8 protein-coding genes and 1 pseudogene are annotated in these 11,899 nt (G+C 61.1%); 5 read left to right on the top strand and 4 right to left on the bottom strand.

Features of this window, described 5'->3' with window-relative positions; genetic code table 11:
* Positions 1-45: 45 nt before the first annotated feature.
* The 4 genes and pseudogenes from BSG17_RS14130 to BSG17_RS14115 all read right to left on the bottom strand — a co-directional run bounded on the left by BSG17_RS14130 (position 46) and on the right by BSG17_RS14115 (position 5,623).
* Entirely contained in the window at positions 46-2,790 is a 2,745-nt protein-coding gene (locus tag BSG17_RS14130; RefSeq protein WP_089825183.1) for a cation-translocating P-type ATPase, read from the bottom strand.
* A gap of 9 nt (positions 2,791-2,799) precedes the next feature.
* Positions 2,800-3,189, bottom strand: a pseudogene (locus tag BSG17_RS14125) (universal stress protein); the annotation flags it as partial.
* 396 nt (positions 3,190-3,585) lie between these two features.
* Entirely contained in the window at positions 3,586-3,873 is a 288-nt protein-coding gene (locus BSG17_RS14120) for a DUF7967 family protein (RefSeq protein WP_089825180.1), read from the bottom strand.
* Between the two features lie 133 nt (positions 3,874-4,006).
* Positions 4,007-5,623: an alkaline phosphatase D family protein gene (locus BSG17_RS14115; protein WP_244531543.1), complete on the bottom strand. Its 1,617-nt coding sequence runs from the start codon at positions 5,621-5,623 to the stop codon at positions 4,007-4,009.
* A gap of 326 nt (positions 5,624-5,949) precedes the next feature.
* On the opposite strand from BSG17_RS14115, the gene BSG17_RS14110 reads away from it, so the two are divergent.
* From BSG17_RS14110 to BSG17_RS14090, 5 genes are all read left to right on the top strand, one after another.
* The gene (locus BSG17_RS14110; RefSeq protein ID WP_089825176.1) at positions 5,950-6,603 is read left to right on the top strand and encodes a ribonuclease HI family protein; all 654 of its coding nucleotides are present in this window, start codon (positions 5,950-5,952) and stop codon (positions 6,601-6,603) included.
* Positions 6,604-7,010: 407 nt separating this feature from the next.
* Positions 7,011-7,241, top strand: a complete 231-nt coding sequence (locus BSG17_RS14105; RefSeq protein WP_089825174.1) for a hypothetical protein — start codon at positions 7,011-7,013, stop codon at positions 7,239-7,241.
* Positions 7,242-8,083: 842 nt separating this feature from the next.
* The gene (locus BSG17_RS14100) at positions 8,084-8,962 is read left to right on the top strand and encodes a S8 family serine peptidase (RefSeq protein ID WP_139246613.1); all 879 of its coding nucleotides are present in this window, start codon (positions 8,084-8,086) and stop codon (positions 8,960-8,962) included.
* 620 nt (positions 8,963-9,582) lie between these two features.
* Entirely contained in the window at positions 9,583-10,083 is a 501-nt protein-coding gene (locus tag BSG17_RS14095; protein WP_089825170.1) for an HTH domain-containing protein, read from the top strand.
* 483 nt (positions 10,084-10,566) lie between these two features.
* Positions 10,567-11,874 carry an O-acetylhomoserine aminocarboxypropyltransferase/cysteine synthase family protein gene (locus BSG17_RS14090; protein ID WP_089825168.1) on the top strand — a complete coding sequence of 436 codons (1,308 nt, stop codon included), beginning with the start codon at positions 10,567-10,569 and terminating at the stop codon, positions 11,872-11,874.
* Positions 11,875-11,899: the final 25 nt, after the last annotated feature.

The raw sequence follows: 11,899 nt of genomic DNA, 5'->3' as shown, positions 1-11,899 counted from the left end.
CCGTCCGGTGGGCGCTGCCGAGCAGACGTGAGCAACCATCTTCACTCAGTTGCGTCGCATGCCTTCGAGCATCGACCAGAGTGCTGGCGTTCCGACTCGCCGCCGGTACTCCCGCTCGAGTTGGCCGACCCCGAGCGGAATCAGACTCATCCCGAATACGAGCAGCCATCCATCCAGTCCGATGGGCGTCGTCCGCAACGCCAGCGAGATGCCGGGTAGGTAGACGGCTCCGAACAGGATCAGCGTCGAGAGACCGAGTGCACCCCACACGTACAGATTCTCCGTAACCTCGTTTCGGAAGATGCCGGACGCGATCTCTCGCATGTTGAACACGTGCCAGAGCTGAGCGAACGCCAGCGTGAGAAACGAGACCGTGACGGCTTCTTCGGTCTCCAAGCCGCCGGCGTACATCCCGCCAGCGGCTACGAATGCGCCGATAGTTGCGACTGAAACGAGTATCCCGTACAACCCTAGCTCGGTCCAGTGGGTTCGAGTCATGATCGGTTCCTGCGGATCTCTGGGGGGGCGATCCATGATCCCCTCGCTGCCCTCGCAGGCTCCGAGCGCAAACGCCGGGAAGATATCGGTCACGACGTTGAGGAAGAGTATCTGCAGAGGGAGCAAGGGGAGCGGAAACCCGAGCAGCGCGGCGATCAGGATAGTCAAAAGTTCGCTCAGGTTACACGACATGAGGTACAACACGAACTTTCGGATGTTGTTGAAGATGGTCCGCCCCTCTCTGACGGCGTGATAGATGCTCTCGAAGTTGTCGTCTCGCAGAATCATATCTGCGGCTTCTTGGGCGACTTGCGTCCCTCGCTGTCCCATGGCGACGCCGATGTCGGCCTTCTTTAACGCAGGTGCGTCGTTGACTCCGTCGCCGGTCATGGCAACGATGGCGCCGACCGTCTGATGAAGATCGATCAGGTCGAGTTTGTTTTCCGGATTGACTCGTGCGAAGACAGACGCGTTCACGAACCGGTCTTTCTCCTCCTGCGAGAGGTTCTCCGGGTCGTCGAGTTGACGTCCTTCGATCACGTCGACGTCGTCGGCCTCTACGAGTCCGACGCTGTGAGCGATGTTTCGTGCGGTTCCCGCATGATCGCCAGTCACCATGACGACTCGCATCCCGGCGTCCTGACACCGCTGGATGGTCGCCCTGACTTCCTCGCGCGGCGGGTCGATGAACCCCACCAGGCCGAGCAGCGACAGCTCCTCGTACGGCGGGTCGTCCGTGCTCTCGACTTCCTTCTGGGCGAGGGCGAGAACCCGTAGCCCGTCTTCGGCCATCCGGTCGCTCTTTCGGAGCCACTCCCCTCGGTCGCTTTCCGACAGCGCCTCGGTGCCGTCGTCGGTCGCGATCCGCGTGGACGAGTCGATGACGGCCTCCGGTGCACCTTTGACGGCGACCCTGTAACCCCCGTTCGACCCGTGATAGGTCGCCATCATCTTGACCGACGGATCGAAGGAGATCTCACGAGCTTCAGGCGTCGATTCGAGGAGCGCGTCCCGGTCGACTCCGGCCTTGAGTCCCGCGACGAGGAGTGCGACCTCCATCGGGTCACCCGCAGTTTCCGTCTCGCCCGCTTGCTCGGTCACGGACGCGTTGTTACACAGTACGCCCACCTCGAGCGCCTCTCGCACGACAGGGTCCTGCGGTTCGTCCCGCTCTTCCCCGCCGTGCTCGAACGTTCCCTCCGTCTCAAGGCCGGTTCCGGTCACCTCGACCGTGCCGTTCGCCAACTCGTACTCGGCGACTGTCATGCGATTCTCCGTCAGCGTCCCCGTCTTGTCGGTACAGATGATCGTGGTCGAGCCGAGCGTCTCGACGGAGGCGAGGTTGGTGACGAGCGCGTTCCGATCCGCCATCCGCCACATCCCTCTCGCCAGGACCAGCGTGGCGACGATCGGAAGCCCCTCGGGGACGGTTGCGATGGCCAGCGCGATCGCCGTCTCGATCATGAGGAATAGGTCCTGTCCTCTGAGCCACCCAGAGACGAGGACGATCGTCGCGACCACCAGAAGAAACGGAACGAGCTTCTGTCCCAGATCGTCGAGTTTCTCCTGTAGCGGCGTCTGCTCGTCGGCCGCTTCCTGAAGTGAGGCCGATATGTGTCCCAACTCCGTGTCCGGGCCGGTCGATACGACGACCGCCTCTACGGACCCTCGTGTCACGTACGTCCCTTTGTAGAGCATGTTCTCTCGCTCGGCGAGCGGAACGTCCTCGTCGAGCGGGTCGCTCGTCTTCCCGACGGGAACCGACTCGCCGGTGAGCGCCGACTCGTCAACCTGGAGTTTCGACGGTTCGACGATCCGCAGGTCGGCCGGGACGAGGTCGCCCGCCTGGAGTATCACGACGTCGCCGGGGACGAGGTCTTCGGCTGGCACCGCCGTCTCCTTCCCGTCTCGTCGGACCCGGGCTTCGATCTCCGTGATCTCCTGCAGACTCTCTATCGAACTGATCGCGCGCATCTCGGTGACGAAGCCGATGGCACCGTTGATGACGAGGACGGCGAAGATCGCGACGCCTTCGACGACGTCACCCATGACGATCGCTGCGATGCCCGCGACGGCGAGCAACAAGACGATGAAACTCTTGAACTGATCCGCCAGAACCTCCGCCCAGTGTCTTTGCTCGGCCTCGCGCAGTTCGTTCGGACCGAACCGTTCCAGTCTGCGCTCTACTTCGTCTGCCGATAGACCGTCGCCGAGCGACACGTCGGTCCGTTCTAAGACGGCGCTGACCGACTGCGACCACGGAGTCTCTCCGTCGGAGCTTTCGTCGACCATCGTTCAACGAGCTCGTCGGACGACTCGCTCGCTGGTACTACCGAGTCGAAACCGTTCGAGTCCCCGACGTCCGTGCGTTGGCATGACCACAAGGTCCAGTCCGTGCGTCTCGGCGTAGTCGACGATCTCGCAGTACGGTTCTCCCCGAACGACCTCGGCGACGGTATCTACCCCTCGTCCGTGTGCGCGCTCGGCTACCTCGCGGACAGCTCGCTCACCCTCTTGCTCGAGAACGTCGACGTCGTCACCTCGGATCTGCAGGAGACCGTTCTGAGTCGTCTCTGCGACGTTGAGGATGTGGACCGTCGCATCGTGGCGGACTGCGAGATCTAATACGTGCTCCAGAGCGAACTCTGCCCCGTCGCTTCCGTCCGTTGGAAAGAGAATCTGGTCGAACATAACTCCCATGACGGCACGAATACATAAAAACGCGAGCGCGGTGTCGTTGCTACGACGACCGACGGAGAGTACCGCCCGTAGGCTGAACAGTCACTTCACACTCCGTAGCGCGCAGGGCCCCTGTGACGAGACCGTTTGCAACACACTGGGCCGTCGACCGAGCCATCTGCTACGAGAGATCCGATCGTCGGTGACTAGTACACGGACTTCGCTCGAGCGTCCTCGACGGGGCGAACGGAAGACGGTACAACTGACGAGGTCGCACGGTTCGCATCGCGCCCACTGCTCTCGACTATCAGCGGCCGAGATCCAGTCCGACGGTCTCACGCTTCCGTCCGAATCTGACGGCGAGACGAACGTGACGGTGCGCCGTGATGTTCGGCCTGTGAAGGAGAGTCAGATGACGTCGTCGGGATCGTGGACCTGCTGCATTCGCCGGGCCTCTGTCGCGTACTGCTCTTTGAGATCCGGATCGTCGACTGTCCCGAGATTGTCCGGTTCGGCGGTGACAGCGGCTGTCGTGTCACGGACGTCGCTGAAGGACGTGAGAGCCCGTTCTTTCCGGTAGTACCGGTCGCCGTCGAGCGTCGCGTAGGTGAGGATGATGAGGTTCTGCTCGTCGTCGGAGTACGTTCGCTCGACGAGCCAGACACGAACGTCGTCAGTCGTCGGTTCGGATGACATCAGCGGATGTTCGCAGGCGAGCCAGAAAGGGCTACCGCGTGGGTCAGTGGGAGGAGAGAAAACGGCGTCGTTCCTGCTGGACAGCGGTCAACGGGTCGAAACAGTCAGTATCGCCGTACAAACGACGTGACTGTCACGCGTACTCGTCCGTCACGTCGATCAGGTCGACCACTCCCGACGGAACCCGATACGCGGCTACGACCGATCGGTCAGCAGTTGGCTCGTTCGTCGTCTTGTCGACAGCGTAGCCGACGTACGTACACGCGTCGCCAGTGAACTCGACGACGGAGTACCCCCAACTGTGGCCGTCGAAGAACTCGATGTGTGGGTTCATCAGCGGAACGAGCCACGAGAGCAGCGGTTCGGTGAGTCGTTTACGCCACCCGCGCGTGAGGTGGAGCGCCTCTGCAACGTTCAGTGACGTGATAGCGGGAGTCATGAACTCGACGCCGATACGGTCGCCCTGCGCGACGCCCTCACCGCCCGTCACGCGGCCGGGATACGACGCCTGCTGGTAGGCGGCAACGTAGCTGTGCATGTCGCCGGTCAACGTCACGAAGTTGTCGACGTCGGCCGCCGCGACCGCCTCGGTGATGCGCTGCCGTTCGCGCGTATATCCGTCCCAGCCACCCTGTACCGGATAGAGTGAGAACGGCCCTGACCCGATACGGAACGGGACGGTCAGAACTTCGTCGGCCCACACTGTCCATCTCGTCTCCGACTCGGTGAGTGTCTCGACGAGCCACTCGCGTTGTTCGTCGCCGAGCATCGTCCGACCGGGTGGTTCGCGGTGCGGGCCGACGTTGTCGGGGGTGGGGATCGCCTCGCGCGGCGGGTCACGGAAGAGGCGTTCGTCGGTCAGTGCCAGCGTCACGAGGTCACCGAACTCGAAGGTGCGCCAGAGGCGGAATCGCTCCTGGAGTGCGTCCCCGTTCGGATCGTACTCGACGCGCGCTGGCATGTACTCCCACCACGCGTGCATCGCGTCGGCGATCAGTTCGGTCATGAACGCCGGGTCGTCGCCGCGTGGATGATCGCCCGCCGGAGCGTTCGTCCGTCGGTCCCAGTAGACGTCGTTGACCATCTCGTGGTCGTCCCAGCCGGCGATGAGCGTGTGCGACTCCAGGGCCTCCTGGAGGAACCGGTCGCTGCGATAGGTGCGATAGAGATATCGGTAGTCCGCCAGGGACCAGACACGGTCGTGGCCGCTCGGCAGTGACTTCTCCCGGCCAGCGTAGTCGTACGAGCCGAATCCTTTGAACTGTCCGTTGTCGGACTCGTAGATGAAATCACCCACGTGGACGAGGAAGTCGACGTCTTCCTCGGCGACGTGATGAAACGCGGGAAAGTACCCGTTGAGGTAGTTCTGGCAGGCGAGCACCGCAAACCGAATCGAGTCTGGGGTCGCGTCCGAGTCGGGAAGTGTCCGACAGCGACCACGGCGGGAGGCGACTCCGCGATAAATGAACCGGTAGTAGTAGCTCTCGGCGGCGTCGAGATGCCCAGCGAGATCGATCTTCACGGTGTAATCGTGTGCCCGGATCTGGTCAGCGTCGGTGACAGCGCCCTCGTAGACGAGGTCGGTCATCGCTTCGTCGTGGGCGACTTGCACGCCCAGCGGTTCGGCGGGATCGAAGACCTCCGGGGCGATTCGCGTCCAGAGGATCACGCCGTCCGGAGTCGGCCCCCCACTCGCGACCGACTGGGGGAACGTCTGATCGGGGTCACTGTCCGCGTCGATCGTGAACACGTCTGTCTCGGGCGCTGTGACCGGACTAGATGCGATATAGATGTCGTGTGAGTCGAGTTCTGAGAGCAGTTCCGAATGGTCGTCCGGCCCACGGCTTGGTTCGTCCCGCCTGTGGACACCTCCACCAGACATGGAGTACGCGTTCGTGCCGCCGGTGCTTCGTAGTTCTGGTCCGCCTCGAGTACGCTGCGACGACCGGCGTCTTCTGAAGCGGTTATGTCGCTCGAGCAACGAGGTGCAGATATGCAGTGGTGCGACCAGGAGACGAACGTGTCCAGAACCGAGAGACGAGAGCCTCGGTATCGCGGTCGGATAGGGTCGATGGCATGACCGACGACCACCTCCCGGCCGAACATCTCTCGCCGCTCGCAGAACTCGTCGATCAGGTACTCGCACAGGTCGGGTACGAGGTGGTAGCCGCCATCGACGCCATCGACGACGCGATCACCGGCTATGGAGGGCTGTTCGACCCCGCGACCACCCCGGCTGAGCTGCGTCGCGCGCTCGAACAGCTGCTGGCGTCGGACCTCACCAAGCCACCGGTGGACGACCCGGCGGGCGAGCGCTTCGTCCTCTACGTCGACGGGAGTTCACGCGGCAATCCTGGCCCTGCGGGTGCGGGCGCTGTCATCGTGGACGCAGAGGAGAATCAGCTCGCCCGTCTCGGTCGTCCCGTCGGCTCTCGGACAGGGAACAACACCGCCGAGTACGCCGCCCTCCAGCTTGGCCTCTCCGAACTGGTAGCTCGCTACGAGCCACGCAGTTTGGAGGTACGTATCGACTCGATGACGGTCATCCGAGACGTCTGGGGCGACGACGATCCGACGGAACCAGGCGTCGAATCGTACAGCGAGGCCGTTGCGGCTGCGCTGGCAAGCGTTCCGAACCACGAGTACACGCATCTGGCCGACAGCGACCCGAACCCCGCCGACGCGTTGGCGACAGTAGGCGCCGACATCGCGGCGTTCGGTCCCGGGTAACGATACCCCGGCGACGAACGTGAAGCGGCCAGTGACCGGGCTGCAGCTGGGAACTTCGATGGTCGACGACCGCAGTACAGGTAGACGTCGGCGTCCTCTCTACCTGTGACTCCGTGACTGAGTCCGGTAGCACGTCCTGAAACTTGGTTTATTATTACATAGTTTTATACGTGTATAGAATAAAGCAACGAACGGCGTCAAAAGACGCACTGTCATCCATCGGGGCACCCATCTGACATACGCCCCCACCACTCCACGACCGGCGCTTTTCTCGCCGGTCGGTGTCCGATCGGAGAGCCCTGGCTTCGTATCTCCCACCATAGACCCGAGCTCGGAACTGCAACTCCGAGGCCGCTCTGTGTGTGCCAAGGCCTATCTCACTTCCGTGAGCGAGTGGTAGTCTACGTATGAGCAAAGAGGTAGCGACACGAGACGCGGCGATCGAAATCACGGAGGCGTTCGCCGACAGCGAGTGTGTGGGGCGCTTCGGTGAGATCACCGAGGTCGCAGAACGCGACACCGTCCGGCTTGTCGAGTTTCAGACACACACCCTCTCTGAGACGTATACGCATCGGATTCGGATCACCACATCCGTCGGAAACGTCGTTACGCACGATCGTTCGAGTCGATTCGATTGACGTGTCGTAGTCGTAGAGATCACGGACGTCTCGGTCCTCTCGGACCAGTTCTGCGTCTGCTCGGCCGTCACTACAGCGCTCGACCGTCGGAGAGATTCTCTCGCACGTATTAGCCGGTATTGTCCAACTCGACTCTCATTTATACTGTCCGTCGGACTTTTAAATGAGACGAAAAAGATAATGGTTCTTACTGGGATAGACTGATTGCCGATGAAGACGTTAACAACGTTAGTTTGACGAGTCGGAGACGCTATCTTCAGCGCGTGGGTTCGTTAGCCGCGCTCAAGTTCGGGACTACGAGCGCGGTCGCGAGGAGTACCAAGTACGTCCCCGTTCCGTATCGGAAGCAGAGCACTCGCTTACGCTCTCTGGAGAGCGACGTATTCCTCACACACGTCTCCGAGCTACCGACAGTACAAACCCGTATTTCGAGATACAACCGGAGTCGCGATACCAGATCCGTTCTCTCACCGCAACTCAGGGAGAGACTCGAGCGAAACTCGGCCGGGACGCTGGACCTCACCGTCAGCACGACCGGCGAACGAACCTCAGTCGCCACACGGGGTCAGTTCGGTCGCGAGATTCATGGCTGGCGACCGACTACCGAAGAGGTGACAACGCTGGCTACATCCGGCGATATCATCCACGTTCCAACGGTGAGCTCGACGAAAGTCGGGCTGAGTAGCGTCAGCGTCTCGGATGTCGCGAAAATCGCCTCACTCGACTTCGTCCTCGAAATCGGACACGATCCCGAGATCAGACCGGCAGTGAACGAGAGCGCCGGGAGTTCGCCGCAACCGAAGTCTCGCCCCACCCCTGCCGATCTCAGATCTTCCCGACATATGGACTTCGACTCGGTCGTCTGTGACTTGACGCCACGTACACAGATCGGCATCGTCGGTGGGGGCTATACGGGCGAGACGGACTGGAGGACGCCGTGGGCAGAGTCGATCGGGATCGACAGCGACAAAGCCACAGACTTCATCGGTGACGACTGGACGACAGGGACAACTCACGGGACGACTGTCACCGATACGATCGCAAACATGCTCGCCGATGGTAGCCATCATTCGAACCTGTTTGTCCCACTGCAGGTGTACGAACCCGACTACGGGTTAGTGAAGGGGAGCGTGATGCGGAAGGCCATCGAGTACGCGTTGGTGAACGATATTGCAGTCCTGAACATCTCGGTCGAGACAGCAGAACACGAACGTCGCTGTCCAGGCACTGTCTGTGAAGAGCTCTGTGCATACACGACTGCCGGCTACCTCGCTGTCGTCGCCGCAGGGAACGACGCACGTGAGACACAGGTCTGTCATCCCGCAACGTCCCACTTCAGTCTCACTGTCGGGGGATACGCACGACAGTGCACCGGTGGCTACCACCGACACGCTAACTCGAACTACGGGCAAATCACGTACGCTGACGAATCGTCGAACACCGTGTTCTGTCCGTGGTGCTACCAGGCTGCCGGCACAGACGAGTTCCAGCCGAACGTCTATGCGTGCTATCGGTTCAGCACTGACGCGGGTACGTCGATCGGTGGGACGTCGTTTTCGGCGCCGATCGTCGCTGCTGCCGGCGCGATTCGTCACGAAGTACGTGGTGTCGATCCCTTCGACGACAAACTCGTCGACTTCGAGAGTATGAACGAGAAACAGATCTGCGACGCGGACGCGTCCCGCCACGGAGATGTCCTCCACGTCCCAAGTCTGATCTGATACGGCAGCTCAGACACCCCCACCTCCGGCTTTGACGTAGTTAGGTTCGTCGAGAACTCTGCTGCATGGGGGATGTCGCGCTGAGGGCCCTGTCGAGAACGAACTCGTGACTGAAGATAGTTTTGCCCGTTCTAGTAGTCCGGTGAACTAACCTAGCGAAGACGACGATATCCGCGGGAGTTCACAGCGACTGTCTGGGGTCTCCCTTCGAATCGGGGTCGCTTCGATCCGACTCGAGATCGCTTCTGCTCGTTGCTGTTGAGTCTCCCTCGACGGGCGTTTCTCTCGGGGCCGATCGTCAAAATCGATGATCCGTCGACCTCACTGACGGTGTCGAAGCCATCCTCTCGAAGAAGTCGACGTCTCGCGAGTCGGCACTCCTACGACTGGATCTCGCAGATCCCCCATCCGAGCCCTCGTCGGAGACGTATCCTTGTGACTGACGTCTGGCGCAGCCGTCGACAACGTGCTCTATCGAAGAGGGATCTTCGGGCGAGTAAGAGTGTTCGACAGCCGCCGCCAAAATATCTTATTTCTATATATTTAGAATTCTAGAAAATGGATTTATCACCCGGTGTTGTACTCGTGCTGTACACGGGGTACGACAGTAGGGGGAATGCATGGACACAGTCACTGCAACTCATGAGTTGACGTTAGAGCTCCTCGTCCGATCGCAGTCCGGGACCGGTGCTCGAGACAAACAGCAGGCACTCATCGAGACGCTCGCCGAGCTCGAGGAAGACGGAGTGATCGACGAGTTTGTCGTCCGAGTCTGTGGGTCGGAGGTCTGCATGCAGATGCCTCCTGACCACGGACCGAACGGTGAGTCGGTCGTCTCGTTAGTCTCCCAGATCCAGGAGTGGGCAGCCGACCGGGGAGTGTCGATAGAGAGGGTCTTCAGAGAGAAAACCATTCGTTCGTCCATTCTCGAAGACGAACGTACTGTCGTCAGACTCCCTCAACTGTCGCTTCTCGTCTTCGAGGACGAGTCGCTTGAGGCCGTCTACCCGTGTCACCAGGGAGAGTCGTTCTATTCGGTCGGAGAGTGTGTGACGACACTTCGTGACCGCGAACAGTCTCCTGTCTCGAGCAACACCACTCTCCCCCCAGCTAAGTACTGATTCCGCAACGGACTGCTTGAGAGGTCCGTCGTGCCGGTTCTCGGTTCTGTACTGAACTCGGGGACGCGAACGAGAAGTCGAGAGAGTCTCCGAGACGGTGGTGGTATATTCATGGGATAGAGCTATATCTAAAACTGAGCAAGTACTATCTCCCGGGGAAAACGCTCTGGGTCAGAGAGCGTTTGAAACGGCCGGAATGCCTTGCACTCCACCCCACCCCGGGTCTCTGGTCACGGGGAGGAAGGAATGCAACTGGGTTGTTTGTGCTTCGTACAGTAATATATGACGGCTAGGAGGGGGACCGATCTCCCGACCCAAGTCGGACTGAGAGATATAATCGATCGAGTCTCTCGAAGTGACTCCGGCCCGAAGGCCGTGGCACGACGCCTGTTCAGCGTAGAAGTGCTGCTACCTCTGACCTCGCTAACGGCAAGATCCACCGGACATCCGTATCGTCATATATTAGCGTGTAATCGAGTCACTATGCGCGACGATACCCCCGATCGGTCGATCGCGACAGACTCTCTTCACGCTGGGCAAGAACCCGATCCCGCAACTGGGGCCCGAGCACCACCTCTCTATCAGACGACGTCGTACGTCTTTGAGGACTCTGCAGACGCAGCCGCACAGTTCGCACTCGAGGAACCGGGGTACATCTACTCCCGGCTGATGAATCCGACCCTCGAAACGCTCCAAGAGCGGTTAGCGACGCTGGAGGGAGGCGTCGGGGCTGCCGTAACGGCGTCTGGCATGGCTGCGCTCGATCTCACGACGTTCCTTCTCGCGGCGGCCGGCGACAACATCGTCAGCGCGTCCTCTCTGTACGGGGGAACGTACACGTACCTGACTCACTCAGTCGAGCGTCGTGGCGTCACGACGCGGTTCGTAGATACGTTAGACTACGACGCGTACGCGGACGCTATCGACGACGAGACTGCATACGTCCACCTCGAGACGATCGGCAACCCCGCACTCGACACCCCGGACATCGAGCGGATCGCAGATATCGCCCACGAGCACGGCGTACCTCTACTCGTCGACAACACGTTTGCCACTCCCGCCTTATGTCGCCCGCTCGAACACGGTGCCGACCTCGTCTGGAACTCGACTACCAAGTGGCTCCACGGGTCCGGCACGACCATCGGCGGGGTTGTCGTCGACGGTGGCTCCTTCCCGTGGGAGGACCACGCCGACAAGTATCCCGAGCTCGCGCAGGACAATCCGGCGTACCACGGCGTGAACTTCGCAGACATGTTTGGCGAGGCGGCGTTTACCTACGCCGCAATCGCTCGTGGCCTTCGTGACCTCGGCAACCAACAGTCGCCGTTCGACGCCTGGCAGACCATCCAAGGCCTCGAGACACTGCCACTCCGGATGGAACGCCACTGCGAGAACGCGATGGCAGTCGCCGAATTCCTCGAAGACCACACGGAGGTGTCGTGGGTCACCTACCCCGGTCTCTCGTCGCACCCAACACACGACAACGCGAGTCAGTACCTCGAAGGCGGCTACGGCGGCATGATCACCTTCGGCGTCGAAGGCGGCTACGAAGCCGCTCAAAAGACGGTCGAATCGACAGAGCTGGCGAGTATGCTCGCCAACGTCGGCGACGCAAAAACGCTCATAATCCACCCCGCCAGCACCACACACCAACAGCTGACCGAAGCCGAAAAGGAAGCCTCCGGCGTCACAGACGATCTCGTCCGTCTCTCTGTCGGGATCGAAGACCCCGCACAGATCATCGCAGATCTGGAAGCCGCGATCGACGCCGCGACGGCGGAACGAAGCTGAGGTGACGGCTGCCGCAGGTCTCCTG

The organism is Halogranum amylolyticum, from assembly GCF_900110465.1.
Lineage (GTDB): Archaea > Halobacteriota > Halobacteria > Halobacteriales > Haloferacaceae > Halogranum > Halogranum amylolyticum.
This window is presented reverse-complemented; position numbering and strand designations above follow the sequence as displayed.